Source organism: Stutzerimonas sp. S1 (assembly GCF_025966695.1).
Lineage (GTDB): Bacteria > Pseudomonadota > Gammaproteobacteria > Pseudomonadales > Pseudomonadaceae > Stutzerimonas.
Genome location: NZ_JAOEIY010000003.1, coordinates 436,575 through 453,290 on the forward strand (window position 1 = coordinate 436,575; position 16,716 = coordinate 453,290).

Genomic DNA, 16,716 nt, shown 5'->3' on the forward strand with positions numbered 1-16,716 from the left:
TATGCAGGTCTGCCGATCGGGTTTCGTTCCTAGGTCTGCAAGCGATGTTGAGTTATGTCGGCAGGCATCGTACGCATTCTGATTACGCTGGTTGAGGATAAAAAATAATGATATTCCCGGTCCCGCTTGCTACGCCAAATGCTTCTCCGGCGACCATTACCCGGTTATCCGGGAAATGGCTAGGCGTGATGTTGTTTGTTCTGCTGGTGCCATTTGGTGTGGAGGCGTCTGTTGCGGCGGAGGGTATCGATCCCTTGCGAGAACCGTCGAAGCCGATCAGCGCTTCGGTGCCGCTCCTCGGTATGGATCGAGCGGGTGATGTGCTTGTTGGCGTCGGGTTGCACGGCATGATCAAGCGCTCCACCGATGGCGGGACGACCTGGCAGCAAGTGCAGAGCCCTGTTTCCACGGACTTGGTCCAGGTGCGCTTTCGTGACCCTATGAACGGATGGGCCGTCGGTCACGATTCTGTGCTGCTGAATACCACCGATGGTGGTCTGACCTGGTCCGTTCAACTCGACGGTCGCACGGTGCTTGCGCGTCTCAACGCGTTCTACGGTGAGCGTGCGGAACGTGGCATCGAGGGCGCTGCAGACATGCTCCAAGAAGTGGAGTTTGCCATGAACACGTCGGCGACGCCCGATGTGCTGGCGTCACCGTTTCTCGACGTCATGTTCAATGAGGACAAGGTTGGCTACGTCATTGGTGCGTTCGGGATGATCCTGAGAAGTACCGATGATGGTGCGACCTGGGATCCTTGGATCGAGCAAACCGACAATACCCGCCGTATGCACCTGTATGGCCTGGACGAACGCGACGGCGTTTTCTATATCGCTGGAGAGCAGGGCTTGCTCATGCGCCTGAATCTCCAGACTCAACAGTTCACAACGATCGAAACGCCCTATAACGGTACTTACTTCGGTGTGCGCGCGCTTCCCGACCTGCTTCTGGCCTACGGCCTGCGTGGCAACCTATATGCGAGCAGGGACGATGGGGGGCAATGGCAGCAGATAGACACCGGCCTTAACGCAAGTCTGATCAGCGCGGTGGATTCAGGGCAGCAACTGATCATGGTTAGCCAGAGCGGCGCGATGATCGCGCTCGACAAAGAAAGTTTGAGCGTCACACCCCTGCAGGCCTCACGCGTGGGCGAAGTGTTCGCGGCCAGTGGTACCGGACGAGATGGCGAAATGGTCGTGACTTTTTTCTCGGGTGCAAAACTCGTCGAGATAGCCAAGGCGAACTAATAACGCGGCATGCTTAGTGAGAACAAGAAAATGGTAGATCAAAAGTACAATAGTGGAATGCCCGTAGTTCCGGATGTTCGCGATTTCGACAAGTCGTCCGGCGGGTTTTTCGAGCGTGTTATTTTCAATAACCGCGTACTTGTGCTCGTGGTCTGCCTGCTGGCCACCGTTGTACTTGGTTACTTCGCTGCTCGCATAGACGTAAATGCCAGCTTCGAAAGAATGATTCCGAGCAGCAGTCCCTATATCAAGAACTACTTCGCATATAAGGATCAGCTCCCTGGTTTGGGCAACAGCATTCGTATCGTTGTGGAAAACAAGCAGGGCGATATCTATGATCCGGAATACCTGAAGGTTCTGCAGGAAGTAAACGATACGCTGTATCTCATCCCTGGAGTCGACCGCTCCTGGATGAAATCGCTGTGGATGCCGATTGTCCGTTGGAAGGAAGTCACCGAGGATGGAATCAGTGGCGGTGCGGTAATGCCTTCCGACTATGACGGCAGCGAGACGTCGATAACGAAACTACGGCGCAACATTTCTCGTGCCGGAATCATCGGGAATCTGGTCGCCAATGATGGACAGTCGAGCATGATTGTCGCCCCGTTGCTCGACTCGCATCCTCAGACCGGAGAGCCGCTCAATTACGGTGAATTCTCCGACCAGTTGGAAGAGAAGATCCGCTCCTTCGAAAGCGACAAGATCAGCATTCATATCGTCGGTTTCAGTAAGTTGGTCGGCGATTTGATCGACGGGCTGTACAGCGTGATGGTTTTCTTTGCCATCTCCGTCCTGATCGCCGGGATCTTCGTCTACTTTTACATGCGTTGTCTGCGCAGCACGATTTTGTTGATCGGCGTAGCGGTGGCCGGGGTCGTATGGCTTCTCGGTCTAATGCAGCTGCTTGGATATGATCTCGATCCGTATTCGATCCTGGTACCGTTTCTGATCTTCGCCATTGGTGTCTCCCATGGCACGCAGAAGATGAACGGTATTCTTCAAGACATTGGCCGCGGTACGCATAAGTATGTGGCGGCGCGCTATACCTTCCGCCGTCTCTTTCTCACCGGACTTACCGCACTACTGTGCAACATTGTCGGTTTCGCGGTACTGGTGATCATCGACATTCCGGTAATCCGGGATCTGGCGATAACCACCAGCATCGGTGTTGCGGTACTGATATTTACCAAACTACTGCTGATACCCGTCGCGCTGTCCTATATCGGCGTGAGCAAAAAAGCGGCGTTGATCGCTCTCGAGAAAGAGCGTGCCGGAGCCGAAAACCGCAACTGGCTTGGTCATATCTGGCACGGCCTGGACCGTTTCACCGAGCGGCGCTGGGCGATTGCGGTGATTTCGCTATCGGTTGTCGTCACTGTCATCTGCAGCATCGTCATGCTCGACCTCAAGATCGGTGATCTGGATCCAGGTGCGCCAGAGCTACGCGCCGACTCGCGCTACAACCAGGACAACGCTTACATCACCAGCCACTATGGTCTGTCCAGCGACCAGTTCGTCGTGATCATGAAAACCGATCCGGACAGCTGTCGGTTGTACCAGACGCTGCAGACCATGGACCGGCTTGCATGGCAACTGCGTCAGACTCCTGGCGTGCAGACCACTAGTTCGCTTGCCGAGTCGACTCGTTTCGTGACCTCAGGCATGGCTGAAGGCAGCGGCAAGTGGCTGACTATCAGCCGCGACCAGGCCATCACCAACGCGTCGGTCGATGCCGCGATGATTTCTTCGCCAGGCATCACCAACCAGCAGTGCTCGGTTACACCGCTGATCGCCTATCTCACCGATCACAAGGCGGACACGTTGCGTCGCGTGATGGGGGTGGTCGAGGCCTTTGCCGCCGAATACAACACCACGGCTGACTCAGAACGTCCGGTCGAGTTTCTCTTGGCCGCAGGCAACGCGGGTATCGAAGCGGCGACCAACATCGAGGTGGAGAAAGGCATCATCACCATGTACCTGGCGGTATATGGCGCTACTGCTTTGCTCTGTCTGCTGACGTTCCGCAGCATTCGCGCCACCATCGTCGCGCTCGTTCCTTTGATCATGACCACCATCATCTGCAAGGCCTTGATGGTCTGGCTCGGTATCGGCCTGAAAGTGGCAACCCTGCCGGTTATTGCGGTTGGCGTGGGAGTAGGCGTGGATTACGCACTCTATTTGCTCAGTGTGCAGCTCGCCGTACAGGAGCGGGGCGGGTCGCTGGCAGTGGCCTACCGCCGCTCTCTGGACTTTACCGGCCGAGTGGTCGCTCTGATCGGCTTGACCATGGCGGCTGGAGTGATTACATGGGCCTGGTCACCCATCAAATTTCAGGCTGACATGGGCATTTTGCTGACCTTCATGTTCTTGTGGAACATGCTCGGCGCCCTAGTGCTGATCCCGGCTCTGTCGCATTTCCTGCTGAACCCAAAAACCACTTCGGCCTCACCGGAATCGCCAGCCATGCTTGATACGCCGGTTGAACAGGCTATCCAGAAAAAAAAACTAACTGACGCGGCTGCCGCTCATTGATCGGACGCGCCCGGTTGGCGCTTCCACTGACTGTAAAGCCAAGCCCAGAGCTATGGCGCGCTATTGAAGGGAGAGGGTTATGTTCGAGTTGTTGATGAGTGCCGACATGATGGTTCCGGATCCGGACGGGATGACGGAAAAGCTGGTGGATAAGCTCGGCATCTTCAAGCATGAGCGCTGGCGCCAGGCGTTCGATAACCATCCGTACATTGCGCATTTTTTGCGCGTACACAAGTCACTGGCAGTTTCACCTACCCGTATCGAGCCGCAGTGGCATCTGGATCGTCCAAATCCGGGCGACCCGCTGTTTCATGATTTTTTGGAAAGCCTGAAGGACTACCAGGGCCACCATCGGCCCATGATCACTCACTCGATTGTGCTCGCCCTGCATGGCGACAAGTTCGATGCCCTGGTCAGCAAATTGATGCGCCGTCGTCTGCCATTCCGCATGGCTCAGCGCACACCGGAAATGCCGTTCGACCGTTTGTGGTTGGGCGCAACGCCGGAGAAGCCGTATTACGAGCCATCCGTGGACGGCGGCCTGTGCATCGAAATCATGCCCACCGAACCATTGCAGATGCCGCCGGAAACCTATGCAACGCCGCCGGCGCAGCCTCGTGAGCAGAAGCCGGGTGACATGGTGCGTGTTACGGCGCGAGGCTTTTTGGTACGCGATCTCGATGAAACGCTGCGCAAGCTTTCCACCAACCTCGACTGGGAGCCTTCCTGCCCGGTGGAGAACATTGCAACTGAAGGCTACCGCCGTGCGCGCATGGGCTTTACCGTCGCCAATAGCGCTACGCTGGACGTGCTTGAGGCAACTTACTGGAATACCGACGCCGGTCATTATGTAAACAACTGGGGGCCGGGCCCGTATTACATCCGCATCGGCGTTAACGATCTGGCCGCCAAGGCTGAAGATTTGCGCGCTCGCGGTACGGCCTTCGAGTGGATCGAGTCGTCCGAAGCCGTAGGCGGCAAGCCGCTGATCAAAATCGACCCGAAAGAATTGGATGGCCAGGTGTTCGAGTTCGAGGAGTGCTCAGTATGAGCGCCGAAGTCAATCAGCAGGCACCGCTGGTTATCAACGAGTCAGTCCGGGTAGAGCGCGGCGTCTCGGTCGGCTGGGTCGTATTGACCCGCCCGGGCCAGATCAACGCGATCAACGACAGCATCCGTCAGGGTGTTCCTCAGGCGCTTCAATTGCTCGACAACGACCCGCAGGTGCGGGTCATTGTCATCCGCGGTGAAGGCGAGCGTGGATTTTGCGCTGGCGCCGACATTAAGGAACGTCGCGGTGAAGAAACCTCTCTGCAGGTGCGCCAGCGGATGGAGCGTTCGCGCTGGATCGAGTCGCTCGACGGAATTGCCAAGCCGGTCATCGCTGCAATCCAAGGTTATTGCATGGGTGGCGGGCTGGAGTTTGCTTTGGCTTGCGATATTCGATTCGCCGCCCCCAACGCGATTTTTGCGCTTCCGGAAACCGGCCTGGGCCTGATTCCTGGCGGTGGCGGTACTCAGCGGCTTTCGCGAGTCGTGGCGCCGGGGCGCGCACTCGATATGCTGCTGACGGGTGACCGTATGAATGCTGACCAAGCGTTCCAGATCGGGCTGGTTAGCCGCCTGGCTACGGATAACGCGACTCTGGTCGAGGAGGTCAGAGTTTTTGCCGAGCGCATCGCCAGTAAGCCGCCAGCGGCGTCGGCCTTCGTCAAGCAGGCCGCTCGGGCTGCACTGGAACTGGACCTGAAAAGCGGACTCAATCTCGAACTCGACCTGTTTGCCCTTCTAGCGCCAACAAAGGATGTGCGCGAAGCAGCGCAAGCTTTTAGTGAGCGACGCGAGCCGCGCTTCACGGGCGAGTAGGATTGGCATGGCTAACAACAAAATAAGGAACACCAGATGAGTATGGGCAAGCTGGCGGGGCGTGTTGCGATCGTCACCGGTGGTGGCAACGGGCTGGGCGCCGAGTGCGCTCGGGTGCTGGCCGAGCACGGCGCTTCTGTCGCGGTAGTAGATGTCGACGGCGACGCCGCCAACCGAGTGGCGGAGTTGATATCGGCGCAAGGCATGCCAACCCAAGGCTTTCGCGCCGATGTCTCTTCCGAGGAAGACGTCAAGGCGGTGATTGCCCAGGTAATGGAGAAATTTGGTCGGATCGATGTACTGCACAACAATGCGGCCGTGCTGAACGCCGACCAACGCCAGCGGGACCGTGATCTGGCCAACCTGGATATGGAAGCGTTCGACCGCGCTATAGCGGTAAATCTGCGTGGCTCCGTGCTCTGCACCAAATACGTCATTCCGGTGATGCTGGAGCAGGGCAAAGGCTCGATCATTTTCGCCACCTCCGGGTTGGGGATGCAGGGCGACATGTCGCTGACTGGCTATGCGACCTCCAAAGCGGCGCTGATGATGCTTCCGCGCCTGGTCGCGTCTCAATACGGTAAGCAAGGGATCCGTGGCAATGCAGTGCAGATCGGCCTCGCACCGCAGCACGAAATGCCCGCGCCGCTGCTGGAAATCATGCGTGACAACCATTGCACGGCCGAACTGGGCACGCCTAGACAGATTGCCGATGTGGTCGCGTTCCTGGCCTCTGACGAATCCTCGTTCGTGACCGGTACAACGCTCGTCGCAGACGGTGGTTTTAGTAGCCACACGCCTTCCCTCGTAGCCATGCGAGCCCTGTTTGAAAAGATGGGGCGAACAGGCATGTAAGTACCGATCGCCCGGCCCACGTAAGGGGAGCCGGGCGTTCCGTCGATCGTCATTTCAGACACCGTCCGCGCGCGAAGGCCGTTTCAGGCTGCGCTGCATATACGGCAGGTTACCCGCGCTGCCCCTTTGGTAGGCGCGAGCTTGCTCGAAAGCGGGGCTGGACGCGGCTTTGGTTTTCTATTTCTCGCCTGCGGGCTGCTCGTCCTATTGAAAATGTATTGCACGTCGCTGCTCTACGACTCTTTTACCGTTGGTAAAACGGATGCCGGGTTGCCCGGTGACGTTTGTTGCTAGGGTGCTGCTCAGCGCCAAGATATGGGCAACAGACAAACCGTTGACCGTCTTGCTTGAACGCGATTTTCCTGGCTTTGCCGAGTGGGCAGTCGCGTTCACGTTGCCCGATGTTGCGGCTCTAAACCGAACTCTTGCAAGTGGATTGCAACGGCTTTTGCGTTGGGCAAATGTTGTTGGAATCCGATAGGACCAACAAAGAATGAATAATAAAAATACAGATTTCGACGTCATCATCGTCGGCGGCGGCACGAACGGCTTGTCAGCGGGCTGCTATCTGGGGCTGGAAGGCAAGAAGGTACTGGTGCTTGAAGCCCTGGACAAAGTCGGCGGAATGGCTTCCTCGGGATACTTGATCCCCGAGGCGCCCCAGCATCTCGTCCATCCCTGTGCACTGGACATGATGTCAATGCGGGTTCACGCTCATGTTCCGAAGGAACTTAATCTCGAACGGCACGGGTTCAGATCGATAGAGCTGACGCCGGGTTATGTCTACCTGCATCCGGACGGTACATCGCTAATCTTCTGGCGAGACCGTAACAGAACTGCAGCGGAAATCAGGCGCTACAGCGAAGCTGACGCAGCGGCATTTCTCAAATTTATGGACGTGATCGACATGTTCCTGGACATCGCGTTGCCGATGATGCGCGCAGACCCGGCCGAACTGAATCTGGGGGCCAAGTTCAAGGTCATAGGCTCTGCGCTGAAGAACCGCAAGCTCAAACCCGAGCTGATGGCGCTGATGACCGGCTCGGCTCATCAAGCCGCCCGTGAACGCTTCGAGCATCCCGTGACGATATCGGCGATGTGCGCGCTGACCGGGCTCGCGGGCGATATAAGCGCCGATGGCGGCGGCATCTATTACGCGTTGCTGGGCTTCCTTCATCGCTTCGGCGTTGGTCGGGTTATGGGGGGGATGCAGAAGCTGAGCAACGCCATGCAGGCACGGCTTGAAGAGCTCGGTGGCCAAGTATTGGTCAGCGCATCGGTTGCTGAGATCGTCTCGGCTGGCGGTCGGGTCAAGGGCGTGCGGTTGGTCGACGGCCGCGAATTCACGGGGCGCGCGGTGATAGCCGGCTGTCATCCCAAAGTGGCGCTGGAAATGGTCAGCACGGGCGAAATTCCGTCCTATCTGTTGACGCGTATCGCGATGGCACCGGCCAACGCCAAAGGCTCCGGTCCGTTGAAAGTGGATGTCGCTTTGAGCGGGCAAATATCGGTGCCCCGGTATGAGGCGGCCAGAGGCGATGGAGTTGACCTACGCAACACCTGTCTGCTGATAGGTACCGAGGAGGCCGTGCTGGAGAACTTTGCAGCCTCCATACGAGGTGAAGTGCCGACGCTTCCCTACATCACTATGGCAGCTCCCAGCGCGGCGGACCCGTCCCAGGCACCCGCAGGTCAGGACGTTTTATACATATATCCGCCAGTGATGCCGGTCAATCCCGTGGAAGGTTGGGACGCTATAAGAGAGCGTGTAGCCGATCAGATAATCGATCAGGCTTCGGAATATGTCGAGGGGCTCAAGGGCAACATCATCGGCCGGCGAATCGAGGCTGCACCTGACTTCACCGCGCGTTTAAATACGGTGAATGGCTGCGTAGTGCATATCGATACCACCACCCTGCGCTCCAGCACCATGCGTCCAGCCCATGGACTGGGCGGCAATATCTTGCCAGTGGAAGGTCTTTACCTTGGCAGTGCCGGCATCCATCCGGGCGGAGGTGTAAACGGCATGGCGGGGCGTCTCGCGGCCAAGCGCGTAGCCAGATACTTGGCCAAGGTAAGCAAATACGGGAGTTGAACAAGCTGCGCGTCCTGCGCATGCGGGTTTCTCTGGATCGCTATCGGGGCGCCTGTACTTCACATCCAGGCGCAACCGAGATACCCGCCAGGATGAAATCCGCCGAATGTTGCCGCCAGATTGCCATGCCCTCGGGTGAGGCGGTATTCAGTCCGGTCAGGGTCGACATCGAATAACGATTGGTGAACCAGCCGGTGGTGACCAGCGCCGCTGTGGCAAGAAGCAATCTTGGATTGATTTCCTTCTTGAATTCTCCCGTGGCGGCGCCACGCTGGAGGATGTCATCGACTTTGGTAATTAGCCCCGGAGCCATTTCCAAGAACCGGTTGCGCGGGGTCTCGTGGGCATGGTGGTAACGGATGCCCTCCAGTGCCAGCGCGCCGAGTAGTGGGTCGTGGCAGTACTGGTCGAAGAATCGGTTAAGCATCGCTCGCAGCGCGGCGGGCGGCGTCAGCTGCTCTATTTCCAGCGCTACCAGCTCGGACATGATGCTTTCAGACGATTCATCGAGCACCGCGACGAACAGACTCTCCTTGGAGCCGTAGTAGTGATAGACCAGCTGCTTAGTGACGCCCGCTTCCTTCGCGATGGTTTCCACCCTCGCACCGCCAAGCCCTTTGCTGCCGAACTCGTTGCGCGCGGCAGCTAACAGTTTGTTCATAGTGTTGCGCTTGCCTGACTCGGCCGGCTCCGGACTCTTCACGTTCTTATTCTCCTTATCGTAACGCTGCCAGGGGATGGGCGTTCGTTTGACCATGGGTCAAACGAATCGAAGTACGTATTGCCGCAAAGGCGCCTACCATCGATTTCAGTGTTCAGCCCATGGTTCGGATTGATGTTGACTTGGGTGAGGGACTAGCCGCCTGGCTTCCGAATCGGACAGTTTTGGTGCGGTGAACGATAAAAACAAGAGACGCGTCATGCCAATCGAACCCCATCCGACCGGTGTTGATCGAAGCCTTTGCAAATTAAGGCGAATTGGTCGCAGCAAGACCTGATTCCGGTTTGCACGCTCGCGATCAGCTTGGCGATTTGCGCTGAGCTCGTGCATCGCGGGCAGGAATATCGGTGGATTGGAGCGCATCGCGGCAACTCGCTTCCCCACTGTTCGATGGCCGGAGAGTTTTGATGAGCACCGAAAATACCGCGATGGATCTGGAAATCGCTTACTCGGCGGTATCCGAAATGTACCGCGGCGCGGATCTGGACATCCACGCCCTCAGCCGGGAGATGCGCCACAACGCTCCCGTATACGAGGGTGATTTCGTGGCTCAGTTTGGCGTACCGACGAACGCCGGAATGCAACAGGGCACGCGCCCTACATTCACCCTGTTCCAGTACAGCGACGGGATGGCTGTCCTGCGGGACGGGACCAGTTTCACCAGCGGATTCATCGCTGAAGGACTGGGCGCGTTCTTCGATGGCCTGATCATTCTCGCCATGGACGGTGAGCAGCATCGGCGGGTGCGCGCGCTGTTGCAGCCAGCCTTCATGCCGCAAACAGTGAACAAATGGCGCGACAAGATTGACTACGTGATCCGCCATCATTTTCTTGAGCTCATGGTTGAACAGAAGCGCGCCGATTTGATGGACTTCGGGCTCAACTTTCCGATCCGTGAAATGTACGCGTTGATGGGCTTCCCTGATGGCGATCCGGAGAAGTACCGCCAGTACGCGGCCTGGGCATTGGCTATGGTCGGTGGCAATCAGATCGATCCGGCAAAAGCCCCTGAGGCCCGTCGCCAGGCGGGCATCGCAGTGAAGGCGTTTTATGATGCCATCATGGAAGTCGTTCTCCAGCGCCGCGCCGCAGGTAGTGAAGGCGATGATCTGATCGGTCAGTTGCTGCGCGCCGAGCACGAGGGCCGGATGCTGGATGACCACGAGGTCACCAGCTTTGTCCGTTCATTGCTGCCAGCCGCGGGCGAAACCACGACGCGTACCTGCAGCTCTGTGATCACCCTGATGATGACCACTCCGGGGCTGATCGACCGCATCCGGGCGGACTGCAACCTGATACCCGCGCTGATCGACGAGACCGTGCGCGATGAGCCTGTCGCCACATTCAAGGTTCGCGAGACGTCCAAGGATGTCGAGATCGGTGGCATGCAGATTCCCAAGGGTTCGTTCGTTCAGTGCATGGTCGTGTCGGCCAACCGTGACGAGGATGCGTTCGAGAACCCTGATTTGTTCGACATCGACCGCAAGACCAAGCCGTCATTTGGCTGGGTTCGGCCCGCAGATGTGCATCGGGCAGTTCGTAGCCAAGCTCGAGCTGACCTGTACGATCAACGCGATTCTCGACCTTTTTCCCAATATCCGCCGTGATGCAAGCAAGCCCGTGCCCGTGATCAGCGGTGCGCAACCGCGTGGCGTCTCTTCAATCCCGGTGATCTGGAACTGACCACCTCGGCTATGCCTGTACTTTAGCCACGACAATAAAATGAGGAACTCATGAGAACCTTTAACGCCATTCCAGAACGCGGAGACTTCGGCTTTCAGCAGCTGGTGGGGCCGCACAAGGTGACCGGTGCCGCCATGGCCGGTACTCGCGGTTTTTTTGGACTGCAGCTGAGCAAGAGCTCGCCGTTCGGTTCTGTCCGTGACGAAGAGGGCAATATCTATTCCTTCGTCCGATCGCTGATGGCGCCAAACGGTACGCCGAACCCAACCAAGTTCTTATACTTGAACAACCATGTGGACGGTAAGAACCTGCGCATGGATTTCGACAAGATGGCGCTGCAGGCCCTTACACCCATGCCAGTCCAGACCTTGGAAGGCGACACCGTGCGTTGGACGAACCAACCAGCAGAGCAAGGCAATCACTGGGAAATCACCGCCAATAGTGAACGGTTAACCTGGAAGGAAGACGGGCTGTTTCAGCTCGAAGGTCGTTTGCTTACCGGGTTGCAGTGGTATCTGCCGGGCGTGGAGTGGGGCACGTTCTACGTATCGCAGCTGTGGGATGTGGCTGGCGTGGTCGAGGGCCGTCCGGTGAAAGGCGCCATTGCACTCGATCAGTTTTACATGGCTGAAGGGGGCGCCATTCACTACAAAAAAGATCTGGTGGTGAATAACAACAAGCACGTCCTCTGGTGGTCCTTTGTCACGGTATACGAGGACGGCAGCTGGGATGCTGGCTCGTTCATGGTGGGCCACGACCACCTCGGTTACGCGATTTTCAACAATGAAAAAGGTGAGGTGCGCGTCACCACTGATATTGAAGGCCAGACCGAACACAAGGACGGCAGCTATTTCCTCAAGTCCGCGAAGATCGTCATCGAGGGCAGGGAAGAATGGGAGTTTCTGCCGGACGAGAAGGGCGAAATGATCGACTTCGTTGGCGGTTTTCCAGTTACCGCGCAGCAGGAAGGGCGCTGGCGTCGGGTGGGCGATAGCCGCGAGCCGTCGCATTGGCTTGGCTGGGGCGAGTCAGACCGACGCAACGGCTCGGCGCGCAACGTCCCTGGCGTGGATATCCGATAGCGAATCGGGTGGCTGCGGCGCATAAAGTATCGCGGCTTTCGTAAGAACAAAAATAAGAATGAGGAACGGCGATGAAATTCCGCGACAAAGTAGTGCTGATCACAGGCGCCGGCCGTGGCATGGGGCGCGCCATTGCCCTGGAATATGCCAAGCAGGGCGCCAAGATCGTGGTGTCGGCCCGGACAGCGAGATACGGCGAAGAAACCGTTGAACAGATCACCGCGCTCGGTGGCAGTGCCTGTTTGGTCGGGGGCGATATCGCTGATCGAACAGCGATAAAAACGATGGTCGACGGCGGCGCGGAAGCATTCGGCGCGCTGGATATCGTAGTGCATTGCGCTGCTGACGCCCCTCATGGACTCATCGCCGAGATGACTGACGACAGCATCGATCGTCTCGTGCGCAGCAACGTCCAATCGCTATTTTGGCTGGCTAAGGATGCCGCGCCGCATTTATCCAAAGCGAAGGACAAAGGTCGCCTCATTTTCATTTCTTCTGGCGAAGCCAACCGCAAATACACGCCGATGCTGATCGGTTATGGCTCGAGCAAGGCGTTCATGAACGCTTTCGCACGCGGGCTGGCGGTGGAGTTCGGACCGTTGAACATCCTGGTCAACGTGGTCGAGCCAGGCCTGATCGGCACTGACCGGATGACCGAAGCGCTGGGCGAAGATCTGCCCCATAAGCTGGCTGAGCATTTCCCGGTTGCGCGCCTCGGGCAGGCTCTGGACATCGCTAATGCCGTGCTGTTTCTGACCTCCAACGAGGCCTCCTACATAACCGGCACGTCGCTGCTGGTGGACGGCGGCGCAACCATGGTCTCACTGCCGATCGATGAAATACTCAAGGGGCACTAACCACGTCACCCATTCATCGCCCGCGGAGTGCGCCAGGAGTCTCGTCATGACATCGACAAACGAAACAAATGAGTTCAAGCAGGGCTGGCGCATCGTGCTGCTTGGTTTGGTAGGCATCTGCACCAGCATCACCGCCGCGTTGCTCTATGGCTTCGGGACCATGGTCATCCCGCTGGAACAGGCCTTCGGCTGGAGCCGGGGCGATCTGCAAGCGTCCATCACGTTCCTGTTTGCCGGAGTCGCCATTTCCACTCAATTGGTTGGCCCGCTGTACCGGCGCTTCGGGCTTCGACGGGTCGCCATCATTTCTATCGTGCTGCAAATCATCGGCTATTTCGCGATCACCCAAATCGAGGGTTCGATCGGCTGGTTGTACCTGGCTTTTTTTCTGATGCCGATCGTGTGCGCGGGGACTATCGCGATCACCTGGACCCAGCTGGTCAATCTGTGGTTTGAGAGGAACCGGGGGCTGGCGTTGGCGGTCATTCTTTGCGGGACTGGGCTGATGGCAATGGTCTTGCCCCCGCTGGTGGCGCGGCTCGTTTCGGAGTACGGCTGGCAGGCGGGTTTTTTCGCGCTGGGTGCGATGCCGCTATTGGCGACCTTGCCGCTGTCGTTGCTGTGGTTGCGCTTGCCCTCGGAGACTGTGGCCCGAAATCAGACTGCAGAGAATAAAAGCACTGAACTGCCCGGTATGTCATATAAGCAAGCCCTGCGTTCCGGAACCTACTGGGGTTTCAACGTTGCGTTGATTCTGTCGGTGTCGCTTACCGTCGGTATGGTCACCAATATGGTGCCGATGCTTCAAGGCACAGGTTTGAGCGCGCAGACGGCTGCTCAGGTCTTCGGAACCTTCGGCATCGCGATCATCGTCGGGCGGCTGCTGGTCGGCTATCTGCTAGACCGCTATTCGCCATCGCTCGTGGCCGCGATCAGCTTGGCTCTGCCGGCGGTTGGCTGCGCCATCTTTCTGTTTTCCGATGGCCAGAACGTGCCGCTGTTGGTGTTGGCTACGCTGACCATCGGGGCGAGTGCCGGTGCTGAGTTCGACCTGGCGGCGTTCCTGATGGCGCGCTATTTCGGACTCAAGGACTACGCCCGCATATTCGGCCTGCACTTGGGGTTGATTACCGTTGTCTCAGGCATGGTGCCAATGCTTTTTGGTTACCTGTTCGAGCTTTATGACGGTTACTCCGCTGTGCTGACGAGCTGTCTGGTTTTCGCGATTGTTGGCCCGTCGATTTTGCTCTGGCTGAGGATGGAGCCGGCATATCGCGCCCGCCAACAGCAAACCGCCTGAGGCGACTGCCCAGGCTTTAACCATGACCGGCGGGTACAGCTGCCTTCATCGAAACGAGGAAATCAAATGAGTGACGAGGCAAAACAAGCTATCGAACGCTTCCTGCATGGCCAAGTGGAGTGCTGGAACAACGGCGACAAGGAAGGTTTTTTCGAGCATTACCGCAGCGTGACTCGTAGCGGTCTGAGCATTGAATTCGTGGGACGACCGCTGCCGACGGACTCTTGGGAAATCCTCGAAGGGATGTGGGCGCAGCAACAACCGCGCTGCCGCATCGAAGTCAGGGAAACCATCATTAACGGTGAAGAGGCCGCGTGCTACCACTACAACGCAATGCGTGACGGTAATGGTGGTATCGAAACCATTGAGCTGTACCGCTTCGACGGCGGCAGGCTGTGGGTGCGTTATTTCATCAAGAACTGATATCAGCCGTGTAGAGGCTGATGAGCAAGCAAGAGGCGGGATGCCGCCCCTTGTCTGTGTTTTTCCGCCAATTTTGTTCGGTTGGTTTCTGCGAACCCGATATTTAGGCTACATCCTTTTTGCGTAACGACCAGTACCCTTTTAGCAGCAGCAGCGGCAGGTACATAATCACGCGCAACCCTAGCAATCGAGCGGCTTGCCAGCAATCTTCCGGCTTGATCAGAAGGGTAGTGCTCATGGCGCCCATGACCTTGCCTTTGACTATCAATCGCTCGCCATCGCGGGAGATGGACTTGATGTCCATCATTTCCACGCCTTCTTTGCTGAATATCTTCATCGTTTAAAGCGCTCCCCGACGAGATTACCGCGTCTCAGCGGCGATGCGTTGTCTGTGCCTCGCAGACACGGTGCGCGTATCTGGCAGGAGTGATTAGTCGGCGACGGTTCATGCTTGGACCAGTTTGTCGAAATCATAGTCATATTCTTCCAGCAATACGCGTGCGACGTTGCGGCCGGATGCTGCGGTTACTCCGCCGCCCGGGTGTGTACTGGCGCCTGCCATATAGAGTCCCTCGACCGGTGACTTGTACTGGGCATAGCCAGGGGCTGGTCGGTTGCCGGCGATCTGCCAGGAGTATGAGCCGAAGTGCAGGATGTCGGCGCCGATCATGGCGTTGTTGTGGCGTTCGATGTCCAGCGGAGTCATCCAGGAAAAGCCGAGGATGTTGTCGTCGTCCATGTTGGTGGTGAGCTTGCGCAGGTCGTCGAGGAAGGAGTGGGCCACCTCTTTTCCGATGTCGTCCCAGCGCTGGGCACCTCCCTTGAGGTTGTAGGGGCAGAAGGCGTACATGTTGAGCACGCGACTGCCTTCAGGGGCGCGGGTCTTGTCGTAGGTGTCCTGGGTCACGTACGCGATGAAGTCGCGGCGCGGGATACCGTACTCCAGATCGCGGAAGGCCCGGGCGAACTCCTCTGGGTCGGAATGCGAGCGCTCCACCCAGAAGAAATCGTCCACCGCCGGGCCGACCTTGTAGCGCGGTGCCTCGCGCAGGGCGACGTGCATGTTGAACGGCTGGAAGCTGCTGTGCTTGAGGGTGCGGATTCGCTGCTCGAAGCCTTCGGGTAATTCGCAGCCGGGCACCATGTCGGGGAACACCTGCTTTGCGTGCAGCGTGGAGATCACCCCCTGGCGGGCCAGGATCTCCTCGCCGCTCTCAAGGATTACGCCAATGACTTTGCCGCCCTCGATCTTAAATTGCTTGACCGGTGCTTCGGTCCGCACTTCGCCGCCATGATGCTCCAGGCACGCGCGCAGGGCATCGGCAAAGGCGCCGGAGCCGCCGACCGGGATGCCTACACCATAGCGGTGCATCAGCGGCAGGATGATGTAAAAGCCGAAGCCGGTACCGTTATCGAACGGATTCATCATCGCCTCGGAGGCATAGCGGGCCAGGGCGATCTTGACCTTGTCGTTCTCGAACCATTCACTGATGTAGTCCCATGCGCTCATCGCCTGGGTGCGCATCAGTTCCTGGCCAACGAGGCTCTGCTCCATCATCAACGCCTGGTGCGAGGCGCTGGGCGGCGTATTGAACATGCCCATGACAAGCATGTCGAGGTTCTGAAATACCTGATGGTTGAAGCGACGATAGGCGTCGGCGTCGCGCTCGGAGAACTTGGCGATAGCCTGGCAGGTACGCTCCAGGTCGGTATAGAACTCCAAAGTGCTGCCGTCGTCGTAAAAGATCGCGGTCATCTTGTCGGGATTGATGTATGTAAGGCCGAACTTGGCTTTCAGTTCCAGTTCGTCGTTGCGCAGCAGCGGATTGGCTTGCAGCAGCGTATGTGCCACCGAGCAGACATCATGTTTGAAGCCGGGCACAGTCAGTTCGCGGGTCATGACCCCGCCGCCGACCTTGTCATTCTTTTCCACCACGCACACGCTGCGCCCGGCCTTGGCCAGATAGCAGGCGGCGACCAGGCCGTTGTGGCCACCACCGGCGATGACGATGTCGTAGGTCTTGCTCATCTTCTTGTCCTTTTTCTGTCGATGTT

General features: G+C 58.0%; 13 protein-coding genes and 1 pseudogene. 11 read left to right on the forward strand and 3 right to left on the reverse strand.

The annotated features are described in order from the left end of the window. Positions 1-188: 188 nt before the first annotated feature. From N8H22_RS08810 to N8H22_RS08835, 6 genes are all read left to right on the forward strand, one after another. On the forward strand, positions 189-1,247 hold the full coding sequence (locus N8H22_RS08810) for a YCF48-related protein (protein ID WP_264590180.1): 1,059 nt from the start codon (positions 189-191) through the stop codon (positions 1,245-1,247). A 30-nt stretch (positions 1,248-1,277) separates the two neighbouring features. Continuing rightward, positions 1,278-3,779 (forward strand): MMPL family transporter, encoded by a 2,502-nt coding sequence (locus tag N8H22_RS08815; RefSeq protein WP_264590181.1) that lies wholly within the window; start codon positions 1,278-1,280, stop codon positions 3,777-3,779. 79 nt (positions 3,780-3,858) lie between these two features. Continuing rightward, positions 3,859-4,830: a lactoylglutathione lyase gene (locus tag N8H22_RS08820; RefSeq protein WP_021207995.1), complete on the forward strand. Its 972-nt coding sequence runs from the start codon at positions 3,859-3,861 to the stop codon at positions 4,828-4,830. Continuing rightward, a complete protein-coding gene (locus N8H22_RS08825) occupies positions 4,827-5,645 on the forward strand; it encodes an enoyl-CoA hydratase/isomerase family protein (protein WP_021207994.1) in 819 nt (272 codons plus the stop codon). Before N8H22_RS08820 ends, N8H22_RS08825 begins: the two co-directional genes overlap by 4 nt. 36 nt (positions 5,646-5,681) lie before the next feature. Next, positions 5,682-6,500 (forward strand): SDR family oxidoreductase, encoded by an 819-nt coding sequence (locus N8H22_RS08830; RefSeq protein WP_021207993.1) that lies wholly within the window; start codon positions 5,682-5,684, stop codon positions 6,498-6,500. 493 nt (positions 6,501-6,993) lie between these two features. Then, complete coding sequence (locus N8H22_RS08835; protein WP_264590182.1) at positions 6,994-8,595, forward strand: NAD(P)/FAD-dependent oxidoreductase; 1,602 nt, start codon at positions 6,994-6,996, stop codon at positions 8,593-8,595. Positions 8,596-8,635: 40 nt separating this feature from the next. Here N8H22_RS08835 and N8H22_RS08840 read toward each other — a convergent pair whose 3' ends face one another. Beyond that, complete coding sequence (locus N8H22_RS08840) at positions 8,636-9,298, reverse strand: TetR/AcrR family transcriptional regulator (RefSeq protein ID WP_042928769.1); 663 nt, start codon at positions 9,296-9,298, stop codon at positions 8,636-8,638. A 425-nt stretch (positions 9,299-9,723) separates the two neighbouring features. Here N8H22_RS08840 and N8H22_RS08845 point away from each other — a divergent pair. From N8H22_RS08845 to N8H22_RS08865, 5 genes and pseudogenes are all read left to right on the forward strand, one after another. After that, a pseudogene (locus N8H22_RS08845) lies at positions 9,724-10,999 on the forward strand (cytochrome P450). A 50-nt stretch (positions 11,000-11,049) separates the two neighbouring features. Beyond that, positions 11,050-12,081, forward strand: a complete 1,032-nt coding sequence (locus tag N8H22_RS08850) for a hypothetical protein (protein WP_042928770.1) — start codon at positions 11,050-11,052, stop codon at positions 12,079-12,081. Positions 12,082-12,152: 71 nt separating this feature from the next. Further along, positions 12,153-12,938 carry an SDR family oxidoreductase gene (locus N8H22_RS08855; RefSeq protein WP_042928771.1) on the forward strand — a complete coding sequence of 262 codons (786 nt, stop codon included), beginning with the start codon at positions 12,153-12,155 and terminating at the stop codon, positions 12,936-12,938. A gap of 46 nt (positions 12,939-12,984) precedes the next feature. Further along, positions 12,985-14,238 carry an MFS transporter gene (locus N8H22_RS08860; RefSeq protein WP_042928772.1) on the forward strand — a complete coding sequence of 418 codons (1,254 nt, stop codon included), beginning with the start codon at positions 12,985-12,987 and terminating at the stop codon, positions 14,236-14,238. A 66-nt stretch (positions 14,239-14,304) separates the two neighbouring features. Next, positions 14,305-14,661, forward strand: a complete 357-nt coding sequence (locus N8H22_RS08865) for a hypothetical protein (RefSeq protein WP_042928773.1) — start codon at positions 14,305-14,307, stop codon at positions 14,659-14,661. 103 nt (positions 14,662-14,764) lie between these two features. Here the strand turns inward: N8H22_RS08865 and N8H22_RS08870 are convergent, their stop codons facing one another. Continuing rightward, positions 14,765-14,998 carry a hypothetical protein gene (locus N8H22_RS08870; RefSeq protein WP_021207985.1) on the reverse strand — a complete coding sequence of 78 codons (234 nt, stop codon included), beginning with the start codon at positions 14,996-14,998 and terminating at the stop codon, positions 14,765-14,767. A 108-nt stretch (positions 14,999-15,106) separates the two neighbouring features. Continuing rightward, positions 15,107-16,690: an NAD(P)/FAD-dependent oxidoreductase gene (locus N8H22_RS08875; protein WP_021207984.1), complete on the reverse strand. Its 1,584-nt coding sequence runs from the start codon at positions 16,688-16,690 to the stop codon at positions 15,107-15,109. Positions 16,691-16,716: the final 26 nt, after the last annotated feature.